Below are 26,542 nucleotides of genomic sequence, written 5' to 3' on the forward strand. Positions count from 1 at the left end.
TATGCGATCTGAAGTAATGAGTTCAAGCAGCAGCAAACCGATCTCGGCAGCTATTCAAACGGATTCATTGGTATTCGTATCGGGGCAAGGTGGTCTTGATCCGCTGACAGGTGCTGTTGTTGGTAGTGATTTGGAATCACAAACCGTTCAGACGATGGCGAATATTAGTCAGATTCTCGCAGCTGCTGGACTTACTTTTGACGATGTGGTGAAATGTAATATTTATTTAAGCGATAGAAAGCTGTATGAGGAATTCAATACCATTTACAGACGTTTCTTCACAAGCCCGTTTCCTAGCCGCACTGCTGTTTATTGTGACTTGAATTACGATCTTCTCGTTGAAATTGATGTTATTGCTCAGAAACGAAACTAAGGGAGCGAAGGCGCATATGGAAGCGTACGTGTACACATGCAACTATCAGAGTGGCCCCGAAGTGTGCTGGGAGGAAATAGAAAGCATACCGCTCGTGGATACCGTTACCGGAGAACAAGCGCGTTTACACACAACCGTGAAAATCTGCCGCACCGATAGCTATCTCCATGTGCGCTTCGAATGTGCCGATGATCATGTCGTCGCTACCTACGAGAATAGGGATGATCCCATATATAAGCAAGATGTCGTAGAAATCTTCATCGATGAAAGCGGGGCGGGCAGGTTTTATAAAGAATTTGAGCTGAGTCCCCGCAATGTCGTATTCGATGCCCTTATTGATAAAGAAGAAGGGCAGAAACAGAAGGTCGATGCCAGTTGGAACCTGGATGGATTGCTGACACAGGTAATGTGGCCAGAGGAGGGGAAGGCCTTGTATGACATGGCACTTCCTATCGCATCCTTCGACCCCCCGCCTGCTCCGGGCATGAAATGGAGAATTAATCTTTACCGTATTGACGAAGATTCCACAGGACAGCGCCATTATTGGGCTTGGTCGCCAACGGGAGAACGAAGGAATTTCCATGTGCCTGCGAAATTTGGCACGCTCGTTTTTAATTGAAATTATTTCCTTTTATGACAATAGACATAAGCAGTTGCTTACACTACAATGAATATAACGCTTTCATATAGATGAAACGATTTCAAAGGGGGATTCATGACTTGGAAAAAAATCAAGCGCATAAAGTCAAATCAGCAGACCGAGTGTTGGACATATTCGAGTTATTTACGGGAGGGACCGATTCCTATAATTTATCGGAAATTTCTAAGAAATTAGAGATGCCTCCAAGCAGCACCTATCTCATTTTACAAAACATGTTGAACCGCGGGTATCTAGAAGTCGACAAGTCAGGCAAGCAATTCCGGATTGGCTATAAATTGTTTACCATTCGTAATCGCTATATCCAGAATACAAGTTTGACTGGCGAGTTCTATCAGATTGCCGATAAGATCACGGAGGATTTGAATGAAACGGTTAGTTTATCCGTGAGAAGCGGCAACCAGCTGTTGTATCTAGGAGAGAAAATAAGCAGCCAGGCATTGCGCTTTACGCCTAATCAGAGTGATGTATTTCCCTTACATGCAACAGCTTCTGGTAAAATTTTGCTCGCTGACTACTCGGAAGTGGAATTGCACACGCTTTATCCAGAAGAAAAGCTGGAACAAGTGACAAGTAAAACGATTTCCTCTTTAAAAGAGCTGAAACTGGAATTAGAAAAAGTAAGGACGTCAGGTGTTGGTTACAACTTGGGTGAAACGGTTCTAGGCGTACATTGCGTTGCAGGGGCTGTCCTTGACGCTGCTAACCAAACGGTAGCTTCCATAAGTATATCTGTTCCTGAGGTGCGCATTACGGATGAGATCTGGGATAAAGTTCATGTATGGATCAAGCGGGCTTGTGAAGAACTTGGTCGCAAAGTATATCGGTAAATTCGGATGGAAGGGAAGCTTCGCTGAATGAGTGATTCGAATTTTATTAGTAGGTCTTTTACTGAACCCTTTGGTTTCACGAAGAGCATTGAAGGACCTGCTTGCGATCGGGAAGGCAATTTGTATGCGGTGAATTTTGCCCGTAGACATACGATTGGTAAGGTAACACCCGCAGGTGAGTGCGCCATCTTTCTTGAATTGGCAGAAGGAAGCACGGGCTGCGGGATGCGTACGAACCAGCATGGCGATTTATTCATTGCCGATCATACCGGCCATAACATTCTCAAGGTCGATATCGCGACTCGCCTAATCTCGGTCTATGTGCATGAACCGACGATGAATCAGCCCAATGATTTAGCGATAACTTCCAGTGGCGTTATTTTTGCAAGCGATCCGAATTGGAAGGACTCCACAGGGCAAATCTGGCGTATGGATCCAAGTGGAAATGGCAAGGCAGTCTTACTGGAAGCCAATATGGGAACTACCAACGGAATCGAAGTCAGTCCAGATGAGAAGACGTTGTATGTCAACGAAACTAGACAACGCCGAATTTGGGCTTACGACCTTTCAGCGGATTTCCAAATCAGCCATAAACGACTCCTTATTGAATTTCCTGATTTCGGTTTGGATGGGATGCGGTGTGACATCGCCGGAAACCTCTATGTAACCCGCCATGGCAAAGGCACGATTGCCAAAATTTCACCAAGCGGTGAGATCCTCGTCGAAGTTCCATTGTTAGGCAAAGACTGTACCAACTTGACGTTCGGGGGACCCGATGGACGCAGTTGTTACGTGACAGTAGCGGATACTGGCAATATTCAACTATTCCAAGCGGACCTTCCCGGTAGGTGCTGGCAGTTACTTCAAGAGACTTGAGCTAACTGCCCCGAATTCATCATGCTCGAGACGGAGGGGAAATGTATGAAGCTAGCGATTGTAGGCATTTTTCATGAAACGAACACGTTTGCTCCAGGGAAGACCGAATTGGAAGATTTTGAACAAGAATGGATTCAAGGCAATGAGCTTTTTCATCAAAGATATGAGCATACACGAACATCCATGGGTGGCGTTATCGATGGGGCGCGAGTGGAGCTCGCAGCAATAACATGCGGCTTGTATACCGCGGCGCCTCCAAGCGGAATGGTCAGTCGTAGAACAGTGGAGGCACTATTTGATTCCGTGGTTTCCTCCATTGATTTATCAGCTGATGGCATTATTGCCATTCTGCATGGTGCGATGGTAGCAGAAGGCTTCCCAGACATTGAGGGTGAGCTCGTCCGGCGTATTCGAGAGAAGGCGGGTCCTTCCAAACCCATTGCAGTCACCTTAGATCTGCACGCCAATATCAGTAAGCACATGGTGGAACAGGTCGACATCATTGTTGGATATGACACGTATCCGCATATCGATGCCTATGAGAGAGGCGTAGAGGCGGTTCAGTTGTTAGCACAGACAATCCGCGGAGTGATCAAGCCTGTGAGTGCCTTCGTTCAACCGCGACTTCTCCTAGTACCGCAAGTGATGTTAACGGATGTAGCTGGTCCGATGCAGGAATTAATGGATTGCGCATTTGCAATAGAAAGTGACCCGAAGGTAGTCAATGTTACTGTAGCAGGAGGCTTTCCCTATAGCGATGTTCCTGATGCTGGTGTTTCATTTGTCGTGACGACGAATAACGATCAACCGCTTGCCGATCACTATGCCCAAGAACTTAGCCGAATGGCATGGGAACTCCGAGATAGGTTAAACAGCAATGGATACCCCGCCGCCGAAGCTGTAGCTATGGCGTTTGCTGAGGAGCAAGGACCTGTCATCCTCGTAGAAGGTGCGGATAATGTTGGCGGAGGCGCCCCAGCGGATGCAACCCATGTTCTGAAGCATCTCATTAACGCACCCAAAAAATGTCTCATGGTGATTCGTGATATAGAAGCTGCCCATTTTGCCCACCGTCTAGGTGTTGGTGCTGTTTGTGATGCAAAAATTGGCGGTAAGAGCGGTAAAATGAACGGAGAACCGGTTCCAATAACAGGTGTCATTCGAGAGCTATTTGATGGTAAATACACCCATATTGGTCCTTATATGACAGGACAATGGGCAGATATGGGAAAAACAGCTGTCATCGAAGCGGGAAATCTCACCGTAATTGTAACGGAAAAGCGCACAGCACCTTGGGATCTTGGGCATGTCACCTCTGTAGGCTTACGCGCTGAAGACTTCCATGTGATCGTCGTGAAATCCGCCATTGCGTGGAAGACAGCTTTTGGTACCCTATGCAAAAGAATTATACAGGTCGATACGCCAGGCTGTTGTGGAGAAAACCTCTACCACTTTCAATATGAGCAATTAACTCGTCCCATTTATCCGCTTGATCCTATTTCGTACATGGAGGAATCCAAATGAGAACTTATGAAAAATCCATTGCCAAGCATCAAGCAGCCAAACAGCATCTTGCAGGCGGGGTAGCCAGCTCCTTACGTGCGTCAATGAAACCAACTCCCTTGTATGCAAAGTCAGCGAAAGCTGCGCGCATCACGGATGTGGATGGCAATACCTACATCGACTACTTGCTTGCCTACGGCCCATTGATTCTAGGTCATGCGCACGACGGTTTAAATGAAAGCATTCATCAAGCTTTGCTGAATGGAGCTACGTATGGACTTCAGCATGATGGCGAAATTAGATTGGCTGATCTGTTAACCGAGGTTCTTCCTTGCGCAGAGAAAGTATCGCTAAGCGGCTCCGGCACAGAAGCGGTTATGCTGGCGCTTCGATTGTCACGCGCGTACACAAACAAAACAAAGGTTGTACGCTTCCATGGACATTACCATGGCTGGTCAGATTCGATCTTCACATCGTTTCCCAGCTCGGACATGAGTCAAAAAGCTTCCGACGACAAGGCAGCAGCTATTCCCCCTGGTACATTTGGACAAAGCGAAAATAGCCTGGATGATATCATCTTACTTCCTTGGAATGATCCTGAAGCATTAGAATCTACGCTGCGCACCAGAGGACATGAAATCGCCGCTGTCATAACGGAGCCAGTCATGTGTAATTCCGGTTGCATTCAACCGAAAGCAGGCTATCTAGCGTTAATGCGTAAGCTGACGCAAGAGCTCAACATCGTCATGATTATGGATGAGGTGATTACGGGGTTCCGGCTTAGCTTGGGAGGAGCTCATGGCAGATTCGACATTCGCCCTGACCTGGTTGTGATTGGCAAGGCAATGGGCGGAGGCATCGCAATCAGTGCTGTGGCCGGTAAAGCTGAGATTATGAAGCTTGTGGATGAAGGGAAAGTAAGCCATCTGGGGACGTTAAATGGAAACTGTGTCTCTACCGCTGCAGCAATTGCAACGATAAGCCACCTCGCCCAAGATAACGGTGCGGCTTACAAGCATATGGAAACACTCTTTACAGAACTTGCTGACGGTATACGCGCATTACTGAGTAAACACAGTATTTCTGGTGTAGTGAACCAAATAGGACCTGTGATGCACATGATGTTTATTGATGCGATAGAGGTTAACGATTTCGAGACGTTTAATAAGCGCGATGCTGCCCAATATACCCGCTTTGCAGAATTAATGCTGGAAGAAGGCGTCTTACTTCGTCCGAATGGGTTATGGTACATTTCTATCGCACACCAATCGGCTGAAATCGAAGCAACTTTGCGTGCAATGGATCGCGTGTTAGCACAATTGTGATTTTACAAATATTACAAGTGATACGATTATAATACTATAGCAGCTGCTCACTAGCGCACAAAAATTGTGCTCAAGAGCCACATGGCAGCCGGCAATTGCTCGCTAGCGCACAAAAATTGTGCTCAAGTGCCGCATGGCAGCCGGCAATTGCTCGCTAGCGCACAAAAATTGTGCGCAAGAGCCGCGTAGCAGCCGGCAATTGCTCGCTAGCGCACAAAAATTGTGCTCAAGAGCCGCGTAGCAGCCGTCAGATGCTCGCTAGCGCACAAAAATTGTGCTCAAGAGCTGCGTGGCAGTCATCAGATGCTCGGTAGGTAATCATAATCGTTACATTATCGACAATCTCAATATTTAGAACTAATTTTACTTCGTTTATATATCACAGTTGGAGGTTCACGCCATGGATACATTCTTATTTCACCATTTGACGAGGGAAGAAATAACAGAATGCGCAAGCGCCGGTTATGCCGCAGTTGTGCCGCTGGCAGCCACGGAGCAGCACGGCAAACACCTTAGTGTCTATACCGATAGCCTGATTTGTGAGCATATAAGCACAGAGGCTGTTCGTAAAGCGACCGCAGAAGGCAAAGCGAAGCTGCTCCTCACGCCGCAATTGTCGATCGGCTGCTCAAGCCATCATCTGGCCTTTGGCGGTACCCTTTCGTTTTCCTCGGAAACGTACTTACGGATGCTCAAGGAAATCGGAGAAAGCTTGATCAAAGACGGTTTCCGCAAAATTATTTTTATTAATGCGCATGGCGGTAATGCCAATATGATGAACCAAGCAGCACAGGACTTAGCTGTCCAGCATCCGGTGTGGGTCGCTTCCGCTTCCTACTGGAACGCAGCAGGGGAGGCAATGACGTCTGCTCGCGAAGAAAATCGTGGGATGGTGGCCGGGCATGCCGGCCGATTTGAGACTTCGCTGATGCTTGCGCTTGACGAGCGTCTCGTTCGTAAGGACCTCATTCCGGAGGAGCATACCGAGCTGGATTGGATATTTGGCAGCCGGGTAGGCACGTTTATCGGCTGTCATGGTAAATTAACTGGTGCGGATGGGTTTACTGACAGCAGCGAGGCCTCTTCTGCCGAGCAAGGACAGGCGTATTTAGCTGCCATCGTAGATGGTGTGGCTCAGTGGTTCGTGGAATGCTATGCGACAATGGAAAAGGAGCGTAAGGAATGACAACATACACGGTAGTAGTGACGGATTACGGGTTTCCGGATTTAAAGCAAGAAGAGGAAGTTTTGCTGCCAATGGGCGTGAAGCTCCTTTCGGGCCAATGCAAAACGCAAGAAGAAGTGCTGCAATTAGCTAGACATGCGGATGCCATTATCTCGGAGAGAGCACCGATTACGAAGGCCGTCATCGACAGCTTGGAGCGCTGCAAAATCATCGTCAGATATGGCGTCGGCGTAGATAACGTGGATATTGAAGCGGCCAAAGCGAGAAATATTCCTGTCGTCAACGTTCCGGACTATGGAACGGGCGAAGTCGCCGATCATGCGATGTCCTTGCTCCTTGCGAGTGTCCGCAAAATTCCGCAAGTGGTTGCCCAAGTACGCCGAGGCGTATGGCAAATAACGCCATGCCGCCCGCTTATGGGACTTAACGGGAAAACATTAGGGATCGCTGGCTTCGGCAATATCGGCAAAGATGTGGCCAAGCGAGCGCAAAGCTTCGGCATCAACACCATTGGTTACGATCCTTATGTGCAGCAGGCGGTATTTGAACAAAATAACACGCAGAAGGTAGATTGGCATCAATTGCTGGAACAAAGCGATATGATCTCCGTTCATCTTCCATTAACAGCGGATACGAAACATATTTTCAAACGCGATGCTTTTGAGCGAATGAAATCAACGGCTTACCTCATCAATACGTCCAGAGGAGCGGTCATTCACACTGAAAGCTTAATAGAAGCTTTATTAAATAACCAAATTGCCGGTGCAGCACTAGATGTGCTGGAGCAGCAGCCTGTTGCGCTGGACAGTCCTCTGCTCCAAATAGAGCAGTGCTTAATTACAAGCCATTGCGCTTGGTATTCGGAAAGCTCCTTGAACCGACTGCAGCGTCATGCGGCTTTGGAAGTGCAGCGTATATTGAACGGTGAGCGTCCGAAGCATATCGTGAATGGCGTAGAGGTATACTCAGCATGAAGACGCTGGTATATCACGGGCCGAGGCAATTAAGTCTAGAGGACAAAGAAGATCCGCATGCGGGCCCTGGAGAGGCCGTCATTAAGGTCGAAGCCGCTGGGATTTGCGGCAGCGAGTTGGAAGGCTATCTGGGCCACAGCAGCGTTCGAATTCCACCGTTAATTATGGGGCATGAGTTTTGTGGGACGATCGTTGGTATCGATTATCAATCAGGTGCACTTGCAGGTTTTTCCATAGGTGATAAGGTCGTAGCCAATCCCCTAATCTCTTGCGGCTCTTGCGACCGCTGCATCATCGGCAAGCGCAATCTGTGCCGTCACCGGGAATTGATCGGTATTCATCGACCAGGCGCTTTTGCGGGGTATGTGACCGTACCTGTCAGCAGCCTGTACAAGGTGCCCCAAGAAATGGATGCCGCTGTCGCCTCATTGGCGGAGCCGCTAGCCGTATGCATTCATGCGATCAAGCTAGGACTTCCGTATTTGGATGATCTAATCATTTATGGAGCCGGTACGATCGGCTTGCTGACGTTGCAGGCAGCATTAAACATGGGCGCCAATCAAGTGCTGGTCGTGGATCGGCAGGAAGTACGGCTGCATCATGTCAAGCTTCTGGGTGCTGAGGTGGCGACGCCTGAGCAAGTGGAAGTCAAAGCAGCGGAGCTCTTCGCGCAGCGGGGGATCGATACGATCATCGATTGCGTCGGTGCAACCGCCGTGAGACAGCAAGCGCTGCAGCTGATTAATCCTGGCGGGAACATCGTGCTGGTGGGCTTAGGTAGCGATGAATCACCTATGAAATTGAACCATCTTGTCCGTCAAGAGGTGAATATACGCGGTTCTTATTCCTATACGGATGCGGATTTTAAACATGCCGTACAAATGCTGGTCAGCGGGAAAATCAGAGCGGATGGTTGGCTGGCGAAACGCAGCTTGTCAGATGGACCCGACAGTTTCCGAGCTTTGGTGGAAGGTAAAACCGAATTCAGCAAAATTACTTTACATCCTTAAGTAGGGAGGGCGACACCATGCGATTTGAGAAAAAGGTTTTCGTTGTTACCGGCGGCGGTACAGGTATTGGTCGAGCTACTTCCATACGCTTGGCTCAAGAGGGAGCCAACGTTGTGATCGCCAACCGTTCGGAAGCGAACGCGATGGAGACGCTAGAGCAGATGAAAGACTCGGCGGGAAAAGCCATTTTTGTCAAAACCGATGTGGGACAGTCTAACGATATACAGAGGGTGATCCAGACTGCGGTTGAAACCTTTGGCAGGCTGGATGGCATCGTCCATAGTGCTGCAGTTGAATCGTTGCTTGGAGTTGTCGATTTGTCCGAAGAGGAGTGGCATGCGACGCTCAATGTGAACTTAACATCCGCTTTCTTACTAGGGAAATACGGCATTCCGCATATGATAAACAGTGGTGGAGGCGTCATTATTAACGTCGCTTCGGTTCACGCGCAGGCAACCATTAACAACTACGCAGCCTATGCGGCTTCCAAGGGCGGGCTCATGGCGTTGACCCGAAGCATGGCGATCGATTACGCCAAACAAGGGATTCGCGTCAACGCGGTTCTACCCGGTGCAACCGATACGGGCATGTTGAATCGATACGCCGAATTAGGCGGATTGCATGGTGCTGATCTCAATGAGGAATGGAAAGACGCCCAGCCGCTGGGACGCATTGGTAAGCTAGAGGAAGTTGCCAACCTGATCTGCTTCATGGCTAGCGACGAGGCGCGTTTTATGATTGGCACGGGTGTAGTCATTGACGGAGGGATGTTGGCTGAGCTATGAAACAATACATCGCGATTTTACCGATGCTGGATGAGGAAAAGAATCGAATGCATCGACCAGCTCACTTGGCTTATTTGGAGGATCTGGAAAAGAAGGGTTCGATTTATCTCAAAGCTCGTTTTGTAGACGGAGCAGGTGGCATGGTGATTTACAATGCGAACTCGTTGGAAGAAGCTGAAAAGCTGGCTGCGCAAGACCCGTTCGTTATCCATGGGGCGCGTTCCTGCGAGTTCCATGAACTGCTCATCGTATGATGGAACACATCCGCTTGGAGAATGAGCACTTGTTAATTGACATCATTCCTGCACTCGGTACTAAAATCTGTTCGCTCGTCAATAAAAAGACCGGAAAACAGTGGATGGATCAACCTGAGGGAAGGGGAGAGTTTCGTGAGCCTCGCTATGGCAGCTTGTGGGAGGAATGGGATCGATGCGGATGGGATGAGTTATTTCCCAGCATAGATAGCTGTTCCTATCCGGTTGATCCATGGAAACATATCCAAATTCCCGATCACGGAGAAGTATGGGCATTGCCGTGGGTGTGCAATAAAGTCTCCGACCTTGAGATGCATGCTGTTGTTCAAGGACGCAGCCTGCCTTACCGATTGGAGAAAAAGATGGTTTTGAATGGTAGTCAGGTCCTTTTCTCTTATCGTTTAACGAATTTGAGCGAGCATGACATGCCTTATTTATGGGCTCCGCATCCGATTATCGCTGCTACGGAATCGATGCGCATCTGTTTGCCTACATCTATAAGCCAAATCATAACGACCGTTTCGTTAGATCAGCGTTTAGGACAATGGGGAACGGTGAAGGAATGGCCAGCTTTTATTGGCGAGGACGGGGCTAAAGTAGAAATAGATAAGATGCCCGCGCGTCATTCTGGTGTGGCAGATAAGTTTTATGTAAAGTCCCCCCTTCAAGAGGGCTGGTGCTCCGTAGTTGAGGAAGCGACAGGAGAGCGATTTACACTCATTTTTGATGTCAAAACGATTCCTTATTTGGCCTTCTGGGTGAACGGCGGCGGATGGAATGATCATTATCACCTTGCGTTGGAGCCAGCGACAGGGTATTTGGATAATGTGAGCATTGCTCATGGTTTGAACAGCTGCTCGGTCGTGCCAGGCAGCGGCGTCAATGAGTGGGCGTTAACTTTGGAAATCAGCTAGATCCATAGGAGAGTGGACGCATTGATAGGTAAAGTATATCCATCGGAAAAGAAGTCGTACATCGATGAAAAAACGGGAAAACAAGTGTGGCAGCTGACCGACGGCGCCTCCAACAATGTTCATCTCTATTTTACGGATAATTCCTTTACGTTAGGCGATAAGGAAATTTACTTTCTTTCCGATCGAGGTAGTGAATCGGGGCTGTACAATTTTTTCAAAATGCATCTGGCTTCAGGACATATTACTCAGATAACAGACGAGCCCGAAGGCGTCGGCTACACCGGCTTCAGCACGAAGACACCGGACAGCGAGTTGTTAGTCTACATTACAGGCAACAAGATCAAAAAGGTCAATACCCGAACGGGGGAGATCACCGTTGTGTACGAGGAAACCGAGGGCATGACGTTATGGTCCCCTTTTATAAGTCCCGATAAAAAGCTAGTAGGTTTTTGCCGCAACGAGGATGTTTCCATTACATATGGCAACAATTACGCCGGCTTCAAGGAGACGATGTACGCGATCAAACGGGGCTTTGTCACGATTGCTCATCTGGATGGTTCCAAGGTCTATAATGCCTTTGAAGATACCCACTGGCTGGGGCATTTTCAATTTTCGCCGCATAACAGCGATCAGGCCATGTTCTGTCATGAGGGGCCTTGGAATCAGGTTCACCAACGTATCTGGCTGCTGGACATTCCCTCCGGCAAAGTAACTCCCTGTTTTAGGCAGGAAGAGGATGATTGCGTTGGGCATGAGTTTTGGACGCGAGACGGCTTAATCTTCTTCGATAATCGCAGAAAAGGGCATGACGGCACGATTACTTCCAAGCGAACGCAGGCTACGATTGTTACGGAGGAAAGTGGGCAAACGCCTTATATCGGCTTAGCTGATGAGAACGGTAAGGTCCTTAACACGATCCCGATGCCACATTATTGCAACCATTATCATGCCAATAACGATAACAGCCTCTTAGTTGGGGATGAAGTCGATGATATCGTCCTTATCACATTGAAAGATGGTCAGACGGAGTTGAAAACACTATGTACGCACCACACCTCATGGGGCTCCCAGATGTCGCATTGTCATCCGACGTTCAGCTGGAAGGCTGACCACATTTTATTCGCCTCCGACCGAAGCGGGACGATACAGCTCTACTTGACGGAGGTGAATGGGTAATGAAAAAGAAGAATCTATTGTTTATTACAACGGATCAACAAAGACAGGATTCACTGCCCTGTTATGGGTTAGATTTTATGCAAACGCCGAATCTGGATTGGATTGCTAATCAGGGCATGGTATTTAACAATTGCTACGTAACAGCTCCCGTATGCGGACCCAGCCGATCAGCCATGATGTGTGGGCAGTATCCTTCAGTCATCGGGACGTTATCCAACGATACGAATCTTCCTGAGGGAACGCCGGTATGGCCGGAGATTGTTGGCAGAGAAGGCTACCAAACGGCTGCAATTGGCAAAATGCATTTTACCCCATGGGATCAACTAGGCGGTTTTAAAGAGCGAATTATTTGTGAGGATAAGCGGCATTTTTATTTGCCGGATGACCACTATACCTTTCTAAAACACAACGGATTGGACCGTTCGAGTCCAGTTGAGTTTCCGGAATATCAGGAATCCCTCGGAGCGCCGTATTTTATTCATGAAAAGAAGTTCCACCCCGATGTCTTTGTTGCAGAAAGCGCGGCACAATGGTTGGGAACGAATGGCGATGAGCCTTTTGCCGTCTGGGTAAGTTTTCCGAGCCCGCACGATCCTTACGATCCGCCTGCAGAAATGAAGGATATGTATGAACATTGCGACATTCCTGAGCCGATTCAAGGTTCGGTAGAAGCGAACTATATGTTGGAAGAGCAGTTGGCGTTTTGCAGGGATACAGAGAATAATTCGGTTTTCAGAATTGATCCTACAAAGGCGAAACCTGAGCAAATTAGAAGATGGCGGAAGCATTATTATGCGACAATCTCCCTGATCGATGAAGGCATTGGCAAAATGCTGGATGTATTAAGGGAAAAAGGTGTGCTGGAAGATACGTATATCGTGTTTACAAGTGATCATGGCGATGCGCTAGGTGACCATGGTTTATCCTATAAATATTTCTTTTACGAATCAATGGTCAAAGTTCCACTTCTTGTGTATGGACCAGGAGTGGCGAAAGGCAGCACATGCGATTCCCTCGTTAGCACGGTTAATCTGATGCCGATGTTCTTAGATATGTGTGAGGCTCCTAAACCGAAAACGGTTCAAGGGAAAAGCTTGATGGCGTTAATCGAGAACCCTGAGAAGCCCATTAATAACTACGTTTTTAGTGAATTCCTGGAACGTTCCATGGTGTATGACGGTCGCTATAAATATGTGCATTATATTTCGGGTGGGGAAGAACTGTTCGATGTTCAGGAGGACCCACAAGAGATTACGAATAGATCGAAGGATGAGACTTTGTTTGGCATTAAGAGCGATTTGAAAAGCCGATTAATTGAGCATATGTTGGAATGCCAGAGCTTGCTTAAACAACGAACGACCGTAGAAACTCATCCAGAACGGAAACGAATCGATGACGAGTATAAGCAAATGAGAATGAGTATCCCGTCTTAGAGAGGAGAACATGATGAACATTTCCTTACATTTTGAAAAGTTGTCCAAGTTTCCACGCGAAGAAGAACCTAGCACGATTGCTGTTCCATTTGTGGAAGGAATGGTGTCCGATAGCTCCAGGGTTTCTGTTCTAGACGGCAACAAAGTGGTACCGACGCAGTCCCGAGTAACAGCAATGTGGCCTGATGGCTCCGTGAAGTGGCTGCTGCTGCACTTTCTAGCGGATCTTCCAGCGAATCTTGGCAAAACATTTATGATCGCAACGGATCGTGAAACGGTTTTGCCATCGGATCCAGTAGGGATTCAGCAAAGCAATGGATCGGTGGTGATCACCACCGGTGAGTTGGTCGCCGAGTTGTCGGCTCCTGGCCAAACAGGCCTATTCCAATCGTTGAAACGCAAAGATGGTTTACCTACTCATAGCGTAGTAGGGCCGACGCTTCGAGATGCATCGAATCAGGAGTTCGTATGCGAAATCTCCGCGGAAGGCTGGCGCGTGCTCGAATCAGGTCCTGTTCGTTGTTCCGTTGAAGCGAAAGGGAAGCATCTCAGTACTGCTGACGAGAATCGCTGGTTTGATTTTGTGGTCCGGGTCTATGCGTTTGCCGGAAAACCGTGGTTGATGATCGATTATCAGATTATCAACAAGGAATTAGCCCAAGAGCAGGTGATTCATGCTGCCGAACTGCGTATTCAATCTGTGCAGGACGTTCTGCAATCCGAACAGCTTCGACTCGGCATCTCCCGCTTTGGAACGGATAAAAGATTGTCCAAAAGCGGAGTAAAGGGAGATCATTTATCGTATGCTTTTACGGCTGAATCCTTGAAAAAAGAATTTATCGAAGACATACCAGAAACATTTTGCGGGACATTCTGGGCAGATCTGAGTGAACAGCATCGTGGTGGAATTAGCGTTACGTTGTTCCAGGCACCACAAAACTTGCCTAAATCGTTGGAGGTTACATCCGAAGAGATCAACGTGGGTATCATTCCAGCAGGACACCCCATCACCATGATGCAGGGAATGGCCAAAACTCATCGCTTCTTCCTGCACGTGCATGGAGCGGAGGAGACGTTGGAGGAAGTGAACGTGCGCAGTCTGCAAATGCAGATGCCAGATCATCCTGTACTTGAGCGCGGAGCCTATGAAAGGGCGGGGATTATTGAGGCTATCCCGGGCGATCAATTCATCGACTGGGTCGAGCGTGGATTTTATCGCATGGCGGACGGTCGAGCAAAAACCTTTGGTATGCTGCATTGGGGCGATGCGCCTGACAAGAACTATACGTTCCAAGGCAGGGGCAATGGTGATTGGGTGTGGGTGAACAACGAGTATGACCTCCCGCATGCGATGATGCATTTGTTCGCAAGAACCGGAAAGCGAAGATTCTACGATTACATGCTAAGAGGCGCTGAGCACTGGATGGATGTGGATATTTGCCATTTTAGTGAGGATCCGTTACGTCTACATGGTCAAATCATGCATTCAGGCAAGCATGTAACAGGACTCGTGAAAATATGTCATGAGTGGGTCGAAGGCTTACTTGACTATTATCACATGACTGGCGAACAATCCGCGCTTACGGCCGCCATTGGTATTGGTGACAACATCAGAAGGATATTAAATACGCCCCGCTATCAAGGTGAGGGAGGCATTGCCGCTAGAGAAAGCGGTTGGGCGCTTCGCAGTCTGACAGCTTTATATAATGAGACCTATGAGGAGAAATGGCTGGAAGCCGCAGAGCGCATTGTTGATCATTTTGCAGCGTGGAAACATAAATTTGGCACCTTCTTGTCCCCTGCTACGGATCACACCGTGTATCGCTCAGGCTTCATGATATGCGTGGCGGTTAACAGTTTGATGCGTTACTATCGCATTCGCCCTCAGGAACAAATTAAGCAAATGATTGTGGATGTGATGGACGATTATTTGGAGCATTGTTATGTGAAAGAAACGGGCTTATTTTATTATAAAGAGTTACCTAGTACACAGAAACTCCACAGTAATCCAATTTGTCTAGAGGCGTTGTCCTATGCTTATGAATTTACTGGCGAAGTGAAGTTTTTGGAAGCGGGTAGGGCTACGTTCCGCGAAGGCATCGACATCCGTGGGGGCGAGGGAGAAGGCAGAGAGATCTCTGGTGATGCTGGTGATGCCCTCATTTTCTGGGGAGATAGCCCAAAAAAGTTTGCGCAATACTACTATCCGATCTTCTATTATTATCAAACGATTTTAAAGGTTGGCATCCAAGTTTAAAAAACAGGCAGAGGAGATAAATAGGATGAAATTAGTGCAATTTTACACCAAACAGGATCCTAATAAGTTGCAAGTCGGTATTGTAAAAGAAGAGAGTACCGTTCAAGTGTTAAGCGCAGTCTGCACGGCGCGTGATGTAATCCGTGGGCTTGCCGAGTCTGGTAAGCGTGCCGCAGATTATCTAACAGCATGTGCCGAAGGCGGCGCTCTTTATCCACTGGAGGATGTAAAATTAGCTTCCCCTTTAACAGATCCAGAGAAAATTATTTGTATCGGACTTAACTATCACGACCATGTCATCGAGTCCAATATGCAAGTACCCAAAGTTCCCGTACTTTTTCCAAAATACAACAACTGTTTGATCGGACATGAGGATTTCGTGACGATTCCAAGGGAAGTCTCGCAATGTGATTACGAAGTCGAGCTGGCCGTCGTCATTGGCAGAACAGCCAAAAGGGTCACAAAAGAAGACGCAATGGATTACGTATTTGGTTATACGGTGTTGAATGATGTCAGTGCTCGTGATATTCAGTTGAACGAGCCGCAATGGACGCGCGGGAAAGCCATCGATGGATTCGCACCGACAGGTCCGTGGATTGTGACGGCAGAGGAAATAGCAAACCCAGGACAACTAAATATCTCACTGACGTTGAACGGGCAAGTGATGCAGAATTCGAACACGAAAGAATTAATTTTTGATATTCCGCATCTGGTTTCGTTTCTTTCCAATACCATTACGCTGCAACCCGGGGATATCATTAGCACGGGTACACCTCCTGGTGTCGGAATGGGGAGGAAGCCTCAGGTGTGGTTGAAGCCTGGTGATGTTGTTGAAGCGACGATTGAGGGGATTGGTACACTGCGAAATACGTTTGTAGCTGAACGCTAAACATCAGAGCGGCCTTGGTCCTGAATGTCATTGGACTGAGGCTGTTTCATTTGGGATAAACAATAATGAAAAGAAACCTAGTAATGACAATTTGCCAAAAAACGGTTGACAATATAAGTGTTCGGAGCTAAAATTCTAGACAAAGTGATAACCGAGTAATCTTATTGGATTATAATAATTGAAGCCGACGCAGTCGACCGTACTAACGGAGACGTATCGCATGAATGTAAGTGTTCATGCCGTACGTCTCTTTTTATTTTGCCATTGGGAGGAGGGTGTCATATGCGTACAACTAGTCAAGGAGCCTGCTGCTCCATCAAGCGAACGGAGCAGCAGACCGTCGAGGCGCAAAACACGACTAATTTTATACATCTGGAATCATTCGTACAAAGTACCCAGAAGAAACCGTTTCAAGAAGAAGGGTTAATTTACTTGCCTGGCGGCGAATTTTTGATGGGCACCGATGACGCCGAAGGCTTCCCAAATGATGGAGAAGGGCCGATTCGCACGATCGAGCTTTCACCGTTCTATCTCGATGCCTGCACGGTTACGAATGAGCAGTTTGCGAAGTTCATTCGACAAACCGGCTATGTGACGGAAGCGGAAAGGTTTGGTTGGTCGTTCGTCTTTCATTTGTTCGTCCCGGATAAGGTGCGGGACGTGGACGCAAGACCAGTGCCGAACGTACCGTGGTGGCTTGCTGTGAACGGAGCCTGCTGGTTTCGGCCGGAAGGCAGTGGCTCTTCGATCGAGGAACGGCTGGATCATCCCGTCGTTCATGTTTCATGGCATGATGCAACGCAGTATGCCAAATGGGCCGGCAAACGGCTTCCGACGGAAGCCGAATGGGAGTTTGCAGCTCGTGGAGGCTTGATCCAGAAGCGCTACCCTTGGGGCGATCTGCTGAAGCCTGGTAACGAGCATCTATGCAATGTGTGGCAGGGGAAATTTCCTGACAAAAACCATGCCTCAGATGGCTACGCCGGTACGGCACCTGCACGCTCGTTTCCACCGAATGGGTACGGCTTGTACAACATGGTTGGCAACGTATGGGAATGGTGCTCCGATTGGTTTACAGCAGCGCCGGACAAGAACAAGAGAAATCCGCGTGGGCCATCTTCCGGCGTGAGCCGATCCATGCGTGGCGGTTCGTACTTGTGCCATAAGTCTTACTGCAACCGCTACAGAGTTGCTGCACGCAGCTCGAATACACCGGACAGTTCGACAGGGAATATAGGGTTTCGCTGTGCGGCAGATGCTTAACATAATGAGATCCAACGAAAGGAGGTGGTAACACCATGCAAGTAGTTACTGGCAATAAAACAGAGGGAAGAGAGAAGCCGACATGGTTTCACTACCGTTTGCGCAAAGAGATGTGGTGCTGGGCTTTTATCGCGCCACAGTTGCTTCTGTTCCTGCTATTTACGGTGTACCCGATCGCAATGAGCTATGTATATGCCTTTTTCCATTGGAATGGCTACGGCCCTCTGCGAGATTTCGCCGGATTTGATAATTTCAAGGAGACGCTGCTTGATCCAATCTTCTGGAACGCTTTTCGCAACAGTATTGTGTTTATGGTCTGTTTGGTAGCTATTCAAGTACCGCTTGCGCTGCTCATGGCGCTTTTATTGAATGCAAGTTGGCTCAAAGGGAAGGTATTTTACCGCACGGTGTACTTCTTACCGGTTGTTACGACCACGGCTGTTGTTGGTTTAGTGATGCGGTTCGCATTCGGTGCTTACAAAGGTCTGGTGAACGAGATACTGCTGCGTCTCGGATGGATTGAACGGCCTGTGGATTGGCTCGGTTCGATTGATACGGCACTCGCGATTGTCATCGTAGTCGGCATTTGGAAAACCTTTGGGATGAAGCTTGTGTATTGGTTAGCGGGTATTCAAGCTCTGCCAAAAGAGTTGTTCGAAGCAGCACGTATCGATGGAGCTTCCGCTTGGCAATTGTTCCGATTTTTGACGATACCCCTGCTGCTGCCGGTTGGGAGTGTGATTGTGCTGATGTCAGCTGTTAATGCGCTCCATGTATTTGATCTGGTTAAGACGATGACCAACGGCGGACCAGCCTTCAAAACGGACATGGTGGATGTATACATCTACCGCTATGCATTCTCAGGCAGCGGGGAAGCCCGGGTAGGCTTCGCTTCCGCAGCGGGCGTTTTATATGGCATTGTGGTCATGCTCATTTCAATTATTCTAGGGTTGTTTGTCAAATGGACTGGCGGACGTAAAGCGTCCGGGCGGTTATAGGAGGGACTCAGCTTGAAAAGGAAGCTTCTACGCGTGCCGTTATTTGCTTTGCACACTTTATTGATCGGGATCGGCATCGTCTGGATATATCCGTTCATTTGGATGATTGCCGCTTCTTTTAAGACAAATAACGAATATATCACCTCAGGCATTACACTATTGCCGCAAAAGTTTCAATTTGCCAATTACAAACGGGCATGGGAGACCGCGCATTTCTCCGTGTATTTCTGGAACACACTGATTGTTACGGTGTCGGTGGTGTTGATCGTGCTTGCCGTGTGCTCCCTAACGGGTTACGCAATTGGGCGTTATCGTTTCCGTGGACGGCTATTTTTTGTAACAGCGGTTACTGCGACGATGTTCATGCCCAAGGGATATACGATTATCCCGGTGTATTCGCTTATTAACTCGCTGGGACTTAACAATTCCCTATGGGGCGTTATTTTGGCTGAGGCAGGCAGCGGACATATCTTGTTCATTTTACTATTCGTTGCCTATTTCCGCGGTCTTCCGAAGGAAATGGAGGAATCGGCGGAGATTGATGGGAGTGGTTTTTTAAGGACATTTGCAAGTATTATGCTGCCGATGGCAAAGCCGATCATTGCAACGACCGCGATCATGCAGTTTATGTGGACGTGGAACGCGTTTCTCATGCCGCTTATTTTTACATTGAGCAAGCCCAATTTACGGACGCTCGGCGTGGGGATGTTTCAGTTCGTAGGCGAAAATACGATGGACTGGACGGGAATGGCGGCAGCAGCTAGCATATCTTTGCTCCCTATCCTTGCTGTATTTATTTTACTGCAACGTTATTTTATCGAAGGGGTCTCAGGCGCAATCAAGGGATAAGAAAAGCGTAAGAAAACAATTTTTTATTTTATGAGGAGGATGGCTATGAAAAAGAAATGGATCAATGGATTGGGCGCTTTGGCGCTAGGGAGTGTTGTGGTGCTCTCAGGTTGCACAAGTAATAACGCTGAGAAGCCAGAACAAACGAAAGAAGTTGGGCAGGAATCGGTTGTCACGGTATGGGGCGGGAGCGATTTCTTGAAGGGGGACGAAAGTCCAGGCCAGCGTATGGTGAAGGAGTTTAATGAAAAAAACAAAGGCCGCATTCGGGTTGAGGCCCGTTACATGCCTTGGGCTGAATACAATTCAGCTGTTCAGGCGGCGGCTACATCCAACGAGCTTCCGGATATTTTTCAAACTCCGCAAAATACAGATATACGTTCCATCGTTGCTAATGGGTGGGCGCTTCCGTATGACGGTCTTCTCTCGGAGGAGTGGAAGAAGCAGTTTATCGCGGGATCCTTTGCCGAAGGTGTGAATGTCATTGATGGCAAAACATACGCATGGCCACTCACAGGGCCGCAGTTGAGTTCGATCCTGTACTATAACAAGGATGTGCTGCAAAAAGCTGGGCTTGACCCAGAGAAGCCGCCAACAACTTGGGATGAGCTGCGCAGTATGTCAAACACGATTACGGCCAAGGGCAAAGGCGATGTATTCGGCATCGTATTCGGCGGTGGAGAGACCGGCGATGCTTCAGGCATCAGTAAATTCGTAAGTGCGCTAAGCGCAGGCACTGATCCTCAGGCAGCTGATGGATTTAACTATAAGACCGGGAAATATGAATACAGCTCCAAAGCAACGCTGGATGCTTTTGATTTCTTACTAAAGCTCAAAGCAGATGGTAGTATTTTACCCTCCTCTTTTACATTGAAAAGCACGGAAGCCAGCGTGCTATTCGGTCAAGGCAAGGCAGCTTTTCTAATTGATGGTCGCGCCCGGATGTGGATTGCGAAGCGAGATACGCCAGATGTTAAGCTGGGACTCGCAGCCGTGCCGACGCTTTCCGGAAGTAAGCCAACGTATTACTATGTGCAAGCAGCTCCATCCGGCTATCTTATTTCAGCCAAGTCCAAAAATGCGAAAGCCGCAGCGGAGTTTATCGAGAAAGCTTTTTCCTCACAGCTATTTTATGAAAAGTACCTGAACAGCGGCGTCGCGTTGACGCCAATTAATAGTATTAATGAGAATAAGGCGCTGTATCCATATCCTGAATTCGATTCGTTCTTGAAACTGCACAAAGAAGAGTTGAAGCTTCGCCCAGATTACGCGATTCAAAACCCGCAAACCGCCAAGGTCATCGTGGGTCTCGGAACCCTTTCGCAGCCGAAAATCAAGCCATCATTCAGTGACATTTTGCAATCGGTGTTGACGGGGGCTGAAAAAGATGCGGCACCTTTGCTTAAAGCCTATGATGAGAAATTAAACAAAGGCTTGGACGAGGCTGTGAATAAAGTGAAGTCATCTGGAGTACAAGTGAGCAGAGATGATTTCACCTTCCCTAATTGGCAAGCGGATAAAGACTATACATCGGATGATTATAAGCAATTAGTGAAAAAATAATAGTGTCGGAGTGGAGCTGTTTCTGTGAGCCGCAAGCCTAACATTTTGCTTATTACAAGCGACCAACAGCATTGGAATACGATCGGCGCCTTTCAACCTGAGATTAAGACGCCGAATCTGGACCGTCTAGTCAGGGAAGGAACAACGTTTACTAGAGCCTACTGCCCTAATCCAACGTGTACGCCGACTCGCAGCTCCTTAATAACGGGACAATACCCGAGTCAACATGGTGCATGGACACTAGGGACGAAGCTTTCGGAGAAGGTGCATACGGTCGGTGAAGATTTCCAGAAGGCGGGCTACGAAACTGCGCTGATTGGCAAAGCGCATTTCCAACCACTGGTTTCGACGGAGGAATATCCGTCTCTGGAGTCGTATCCGCTGCTTCAGGATTTGGCGTTCTGGAGACAGTTCGACGAGTCGTATTACGGCTTCAGGCATGTAGAGCTTGCCCGCAACCATACAAATGAGGCTCATGCCGGACAGCATTACGCACTATGGCTAGAGGAGAAAGGCTGCACAGAATGGCGTAACTATTTCCTATCGCCGACAGGCACAATGGATCGGAAGCAAGTTCACAAGTGGGCGATCCCGGAAGAATATCATTATGACGCCTGGATCGCTGAACGTACAAATACGCTGCTTGAGCAGTATCAGCAATCCGATCAGCCCTTTTTCTTGTGGGCGAGCTTCTTCGATCCGCATCCACCTTACCTTGTGCCAGAGCCATGGGACACGATGTACGATCCGAATCAATTGACACTTCCGAAGTTGCAGCAAGGAGAGCATGCTGCCAATCCGCCGCATTTTCGTCTGGCGCAAGAGGAGAAGCCTGATTTTTCCTCATATCGAGAGTCCGGTTTCGGCATGCATGGCTTACGTTCCCACTTGCATAATGAGGAACAGCTTCGCAAGGACATTGCCGTGTACTACGGAATGACGAGTTTAATGGATGCCTATATTGGACGTATTCTCGATAAGCTGGATGAACTTGGGCTCACAGAGGATACGCTGGTTGTCTTCACATCAGATCACGGTCATCTGTTCGGGCATCATGGTCTCATTGCCAAAGGTCCATTTCATTATGAGGATCTGATTCGTGTACCGATGATTGCCCGTTACCCTGGTCAAATTCCGGCAGGACGTGTGTCAGCTTCAATGCAATCACTCGTTGACTATGCACCGACTCTGCTAAGTTACGCGGGCTTGCCAATCCCTTCCTCCATGACGGGAGTCAACCAACGGGAGGTTTGGAACGGCAATCAAGAGGCTGCCCGTGATCATATCCTTTGTGAGAATCACCATGAACCAACGACTATTCATTTGAAAACCTATGTGAATGAGCGTTACAAGCTCACGGTTTACTACAATCAAACATATGGCGAGCTCTTCGATCTTCAGGAGGATCCAGGGGAAGTGCGAAACCTATGGGATGAGCCGGAGTATGAGGCTTTGAAATTCAACCTGCTGCTGCGATATGCCTGGGCGGAGCTGGGAAAAGAACCGATTTGGATGCCCCGCATCGCCAATGCTTAGCGAGAGAAGACTTGCTATTTTGAAGTGAAAAAGAAGGAGATGAATGGATATGGCAAACACACAAAAAGCTTCACAACCGAATGTGATCGTATTCTTTACGGATCAACAGCGCTGGGATACGACTGGGGTGCATGGGAACCCGCTTGGACTTACGCCTAATTTCGACCGAATGGCGGCACGGGGCACTCATTTATATAATTCGTTTACATGTCAACCCGTCTGCGGTCCGGCACGATCGGTGTTTCAGACGGGCTTGTATCCGACGACGACGGGCTGTCATCGTAACTCTATTCCGCTGCCGGAAGGGACGCAGACTCTAGCGCATTATTTCCGAGACGCCGGATATAAAACCGGTTATATCGGAAAGTGGCATCTCGCCAGCGAGAATCCCGTTACGGAGAAGGGACGTGGCGGTTACGAGTATTGGCTTGCGGCGAATGCCTTGGAAATGACATCCGACTCTTATGATGCTGTTGTCTTTAATAATGATAATGAGCGAGTGAAGCTGCCCGGTTATAGAGTTGATGCGTTGACAGATGCAGCAATTCGCTACATAGATCAGGAGAAAGAGAATCCTTTCTTCCTATTCCTTTCCTTCTTGGAGCCGCATCATCAAAATCATCGGGATGACTATCCATCGCCGGACATTTATCAAGAAGCTTACACCGGCAGATGGACCCCTCCTGATTTGGCTGCGCTAGGCGGTACAAGCGCGCAGCATTTGGGCGGTTATTATGGCATGGTGAAACGGATAGACGAAGCACTTGGCCGCTTGTTTGACGCTGTCAAAAGCTTAAGCCTCGCTGATAATACCATTATCTTGTTCACGTCCGACCACGCCTGCCATTTCAAAACACGCAACAGCGAGTACAAACGCTCGTGCCATGAAAGCTCTATCCGTGTACCGTCGGCGGTTATCGGCCCCGGCTTCGATAGCGGAGGGCAAATCCGTGAGCTAGTCAGTTTGATTGATCTGCCGCCTACGCTGTTGGATGCGGCAGGTATTGAGGTACCTGAAGCGATGCAAGGACAATCATTTCTCCCGCTCGTACGTAGAGAAACTGCTAGTTGGCCTGATGATGTTTATGTGCAAATTAGCGAGGCGCAGATTGGCAGAGCAATCCGGACTTCGCGATGGAAATATTCCGTATCGGCTAGAGAACCGATTGGCGATGTACCGACTGCGGATTCCTACGTTGAAGAATTTTTATACGATCTTCAGGCAGATCCCTATGAACTAACGAACTTAATAGGGTTCGCATCACATGGAGATGTCACCGCTATTCTGAGAGAGCGACTGCTTCGGAGAATGGAAGCGGCGGGTGAACCGAAAGCTGAGATTATAGCAGCGGATAGTAAAAAGAGCGGGCAGCGACGTGTATCTGACCACGAATCACGTGTTTAAAGAGAGGAGATTGCGTATGAGTAATTCCATCATTATCCTATCAGATGAGCATAACCCGTTGTACTCGTCCGTATATGGACATCCATTTCTGCGTACGCCAAATATGGAGCGGTTGGCAAGCAGAGGTACGGTGTATGAAAATGCCTATTGCCCATCCCCTCTTTGCAGTCCAAGCCGCAGCGCCTTCTTCACGGGCAAGAGAGTACATGAGCTCCAAAACTACAGCAATTGTAATCTGGCATTGCCAACGGATGCTGATTCCTATGGCAAAGTACTAAGTGAACAGGGCGTTCATACGGTCTACTTCGGCAAATCGGATGTATTCGACGATATAGAGCGGTTAGGATTTTCAGAGCTGCATCATACGAAGGAGCGGAAACTGCCAGGAGACCTTAATTTCCATCGCAGGCCACTCGCTATCCGTGAGGGAGCAGCCCAAAGGGCAAACGGGTACGGTGTGAAAGAGGACGCTTTTGACTCGGATCTCAAGATTATGGACGCCGCATTGGCTTGGTTGACGAATGTCGCTCCTACCCTTACAGCGCCATGGAATCTGACGATTAATTTAATTAATCCACATTTCCCGCAATGGAATACGCAAGCTTATTGGGACTTGTATCCGGAAGCAGCTGATCTGCCCCGATACGGTGTTAATGAGGCGAGTGCCATTCATCCGTATGCCAAAGATTTGCGCGAGCATTTTGAAGCAGACTTGTTTACGGAGGAGCAAATACGCGGACTTCGACGCGGTTATGCGGGCAACGTTGCGTTTATTGACGATCAGCTAGGAAGACTGCTGGATACGGTAGATGCTCAGGGGATAGCAGAAACCACCCAGTTGATTTACACCTCGGATCATGGTGAAATGCTAGGTAAATTTGGCATGTGGTGGAAATGTTCCTTGTATGAAGACTCCGTGCGTATTCCGTGTATTGGAGCAGGCCCGGGGTTCGCGCAGGGCGTTCGGGTAACGACTCCCGTCGATTTGCACGATGTGCAAGCTTCGTTGTTTCACGCTGCTGGTGCAAAAAGGCCAGCTGAATGGGCAGGAAGCCCACTTCAGCACATCGATCAAGATGACACCCAACGTGTCGTGTTTTCGGAATATCACGGTCATGGTACCCGTTCGGGCGCGTATATGATACGCAAAGGCAGCTGGAAGCTTATTTCCTACATGGAAGCTCCACATCAGCTGTTTCGCCTCGATACAGATCCCGATGAGCTTGATGACGTATATGAGCAGTATCCAGAGAAAGCTTCAGAGCTTGATGCGGAGCTGCGGCGAATATGTTCGCCGGAAACGGAGAATGAGAAAGCGCATCAGTTCCAAGATAGGCAGATGGAGCTGCTTGAGCGCTTTATAGTACGATAATAGTTCCTTGCGAAGGAGCGGAGCGGATGAAAGAATATGGCCATGAATTTGCCGAATATCTGTACCACACGCCTTCCGAATTCGAAAAGAACGGAGGCTTATGGATCATTCGAGCCGGGCAGAACAGGGCAAAGCCGAACTACCTGGTAGGGCCTAAAGTGATCGAATGTTATTCTGTGCATGCTGTGATAAGTGGAAGTGTTACGCTCATCCATGGTAACGGAACGGTTCAACTGCGCAAAGGCGATCTATTCTGTCTGTATCCTGGACTGCGATACAGCTATCAGCTGGCGGAAGCCGAAGACGAGCAGCAGTTGAAGATGTATTGGCTGGCTTTCCAAGGCAATCAAGCCGGCCCTTTTCTAGATCGAATTGGCTTCCGTAAAGAGGAGCCCTATGTTAAGCATCGGTGGATGCCGGAGCATGCGCAGACGATGAACCGAATTCATAGCATGCTTCGAGACCGCACCGAGTATGACGAAGTGATGCTGCAGCTGAAATTATATCAGCTGCTCGAGTCACTCATTGCCAAGACGGATGAGCAGGCGAAGAGTCAGGTGAATATCGATTGGCTGGAGCGATGTAAACAATACATGGATACGCATTACATGGAAGGCATCGGCGTAACGAATGTTGCCACAATTGCTGGTGTCCATCGCTCCCATCTCTATCAAGAGTGTATCCGCGTTCTCGGCTTTAGTCCGATGCAATATTTGATTAAATTGCGTATGGAGAAAAGCATAGAACTGTTGAAAGACGGTGAGTTCAATGTTACGGATATCGCACTATCGATCGGTTATCCAGATGTGTACTCGTTCTCGCGGGCGTTCAGCAGATACTATGGAATGTCTCCGACACAATACCAATCAGGTGCACGGACAGGGATCCATAAATAAACGATGATCAGGCACCATTCAGCAAGTAAGCTTTTAGTGTTCATTTTGCTAACGATGAATGGGTAAAACCTTAGATCTATAGGTCATTTAAGGAGACAAAATGCTAAATCTAGGGAATCAAAATGACATTTACCATTGGTACCTAGATCCGTTACACTGATAGTAATAATTCCAAGTAGATTACTATGCTTTACCGGTTGCCTTGGTACAGGAGGAT

General features: G+C 48.3%; 24 protein-coding genes. All 24 read left to right on the forward strand.

The window, feature by feature from the left end; translation table 11 throughout:
* The first annotated feature begins 1 nt into the window (after position 1).
* The 24 genes from AC58QT_RS30260 (at position 2) to AC58QT_RS30375 (ending at position 26,325) form a co-directional block, all read left to right on the forward strand.
* Positions 2-373 carry a RidA family protein gene (locus AC58QT_RS30260; protein ID WP_497412235.1) on the forward strand — a complete coding sequence of 124 codons (372 nt, stop codon included), beginning with the start codon at positions 2-4 and terminating at the stop codon, positions 371-373.
* 16 nt (positions 374-389) lie between these two features.
* Complete coding sequence (locus AC58QT_RS30265; protein ID WP_497412236.1) at positions 390-992, forward strand: carbohydrate-binding family 9-like protein; 603 nt, start codon at positions 390-392, stop codon at positions 990-992.
* 101 nt (positions 993-1,093) lie between these two features.
* The gene (locus AC58QT_RS30270; RefSeq protein WP_497412237.1) at positions 1,094-1,861 is read left to right on the forward strand and encodes an IclR family transcriptional regulator; all 768 of its coding nucleotides are present in this window, start codon (positions 1,094-1,096) and stop codon (positions 1,859-1,861) included.
* Between the two features lie 27 nt (positions 1,862-1,888).
* Complete coding sequence (locus tag AC58QT_RS30275; protein ID WP_497412238.1) at positions 1,889-2,737, forward strand: SMP-30/gluconolactonase/LRE family protein; 849 nt, start codon at positions 1,889-1,891, stop codon at positions 2,735-2,737.
* Between the two features lie 45 nt (positions 2,738-2,782).
* Positions 2,783-4,261, forward strand: coding sequence for a M81 family metallopeptidase (locus tag AC58QT_RS30280; RefSeq protein WP_497412239.1), 1,479 nt, complete (start codon positions 2,783-2,785; stop codon positions 4,259-4,261).
* A complete protein-coding gene (locus AC58QT_RS30285) occupies positions 4,258-5,565 on the forward strand; it encodes an aspartate aminotransferase family protein (RefSeq protein ID WP_497412240.1) in 1,308 nt (435 codons plus the stop codon). Before AC58QT_RS30280 ends, AC58QT_RS30285 begins: the two co-directional genes overlap by 4 nt.
* A 400-nt stretch (positions 5,566-5,965) precedes the next feature.
* On the forward strand, positions 5,966-6,751 hold the full coding sequence (locus tag AC58QT_RS30290; protein WP_497412241.1) for a creatininase family protein: 786 nt from the start codon (positions 5,966-5,968) through the stop codon (positions 6,749-6,751).
* Positions 6,748-7,725, forward strand: coding sequence for a C-terminal binding protein (locus AC58QT_RS30295; protein ID WP_497412242.1), 978 nt, complete (start codon positions 6,748-6,750; stop codon positions 7,723-7,725). Before AC58QT_RS30290 ends, AC58QT_RS30295 begins: the two co-directional genes overlap by 4 nt.
* A complete protein-coding gene (locus AC58QT_RS30300; RefSeq protein WP_497412243.1) occupies positions 7,722-8,735 on the forward strand; it encodes a zinc-dependent alcohol dehydrogenase in 1,014 nt (337 codons plus the stop codon). Before AC58QT_RS30295 ends, AC58QT_RS30300 begins: the two co-directional genes overlap by 4 nt.
* A 17-nt stretch (positions 8,736-8,752) precedes the next feature.
* Entirely contained in the window at positions 8,753-9,520 is a 768-nt protein-coding gene (locus AC58QT_RS30305) for an SDR family NAD(P)-dependent oxidoreductase (RefSeq protein ID WP_497412244.1), read from the forward strand.
* On the forward strand, positions 9,517-9,774 hold the full coding sequence (locus AC58QT_RS30310) for a YciI family protein (RefSeq protein WP_497412245.1): 258 nt from the start codon (positions 9,517-9,519) through the stop codon (positions 9,772-9,774). Before AC58QT_RS30305 ends, AC58QT_RS30310 begins: the two co-directional genes overlap by 4 nt.
* A 29-nt stretch (positions 9,775-9,803) precedes the next feature.
* A complete protein-coding gene (locus AC58QT_RS30315) occupies positions 9,804-10,688 on the forward strand; it encodes an aldose epimerase family protein (protein WP_497412246.1) in 885 nt (294 codons plus the stop codon).
* 21 nt (positions 10,689-10,709) lie between these two features.
* Positions 10,710-11,864: an oligogalacturonate lyase family protein gene (locus AC58QT_RS30320; RefSeq protein WP_497412247.1), complete on the forward strand. Its 1,155-nt coding sequence runs from the start codon at positions 10,710-10,712 to the stop codon at positions 11,862-11,864.
* Positions 11,864-13,297 carry a sulfatase family protein gene (locus AC58QT_RS30325; RefSeq protein ID WP_497412248.1) on the forward strand — a complete coding sequence of 478 codons (1,434 nt, stop codon included), beginning with the start codon at positions 11,864-11,866 and terminating at the stop codon, positions 13,295-13,297. Before AC58QT_RS30320 ends, AC58QT_RS30325 begins: the two co-directional genes overlap by 1 nt.
* 10 nt (positions 13,298-13,307) lie before the next feature.
* The gene (locus AC58QT_RS30330) at positions 13,308-15,554 is read left to right on the forward strand and encodes an RIFT barrel domain-containing protein (protein ID WP_497412249.1); all 2,247 of its coding nucleotides are present in this window, start codon (positions 13,308-13,310) and stop codon (positions 15,552-15,554) included.
* A 25-nt stretch (positions 15,555-15,579) separates the two neighbouring features.
* A complete protein-coding gene (locus AC58QT_RS30335; protein ID WP_497412250.1) occupies positions 15,580-16,443 on the forward strand; it encodes a fumarylacetoacetate hydrolase family protein in 864 nt (287 codons plus the stop codon).
* Between the two features lie 282 nt (positions 16,444-16,725).
* A complete protein-coding gene (locus tag AC58QT_RS30340; protein WP_497412251.1) occupies positions 16,726-17,706 on the forward strand; it encodes a formylglycine-generating enzyme family protein in 981 nt (326 codons plus the stop codon).
* Positions 17,707-17,741: 35 nt separating this feature from the next.
* Positions 17,742-18,704 carry a carbohydrate ABC transporter permease gene (locus AC58QT_RS30345; RefSeq protein WP_497412252.1) on the forward strand — a complete coding sequence of 321 codons (963 nt, stop codon included), beginning with the start codon at positions 17,742-17,744 and terminating at the stop codon, positions 18,702-18,704.
* A gap of 12 nt (positions 18,705-18,716) precedes the next feature.
* Positions 18,717-19,553 carry a carbohydrate ABC transporter permease gene (locus AC58QT_RS30350; protein WP_497412253.1) on the forward strand — a complete coding sequence of 279 codons (837 nt, stop codon included), beginning with the start codon at positions 18,717-18,719 and terminating at the stop codon, positions 19,551-19,553.
* Positions 19,554-19,598: 45 nt separating this feature from the next.
* Positions 19,599-21,116: an ABC transporter substrate-binding protein gene (locus AC58QT_RS30355; protein ID WP_497412254.1), complete on the forward strand. Its 1,518-nt coding sequence runs from the start codon at positions 19,599-19,601 to the stop codon at positions 21,114-21,116.
* 24 nt (positions 21,117-21,140) lie between these two features.
* Positions 21,141-22,652: a sulfatase family protein gene (locus tag AC58QT_RS30360; RefSeq protein WP_497412255.1), complete on the forward strand. Its 1,512-nt coding sequence runs from the start codon at positions 21,141-21,143 to the stop codon at positions 22,650-22,652.
* A gap of 49 nt (positions 22,653-22,701) precedes the next feature.
* Complete coding sequence (locus AC58QT_RS30365) at positions 22,702-24,057, forward strand: sulfatase family protein (RefSeq protein ID WP_497412256.1); 1,356 nt, start codon at positions 22,702-22,704, stop codon at positions 24,055-24,057.
* Between the two features lie 16 nt (positions 24,058-24,073).
* Positions 24,074-25,429, forward strand: coding sequence for a sulfatase family protein (locus AC58QT_RS30370; RefSeq protein WP_497412257.1), 1,356 nt, complete (start codon positions 24,074-24,076; stop codon positions 25,427-25,429).
* Positions 25,430-25,455: 26 nt separating this feature from the next.
* Positions 25,456-26,325: an AraC family transcriptional regulator gene (locus tag AC58QT_RS30375; RefSeq protein WP_497412258.1), complete on the forward strand. Its 870-nt coding sequence runs from the start codon at positions 25,456-25,458 to the stop codon at positions 26,323-26,325.
* The last annotated feature ends 217 nt before the right edge of the window (positions 26,326-26,542 follow it).

The organism is Paenibacillus sp. J31R109 (genome assembly GCF_059692055.1).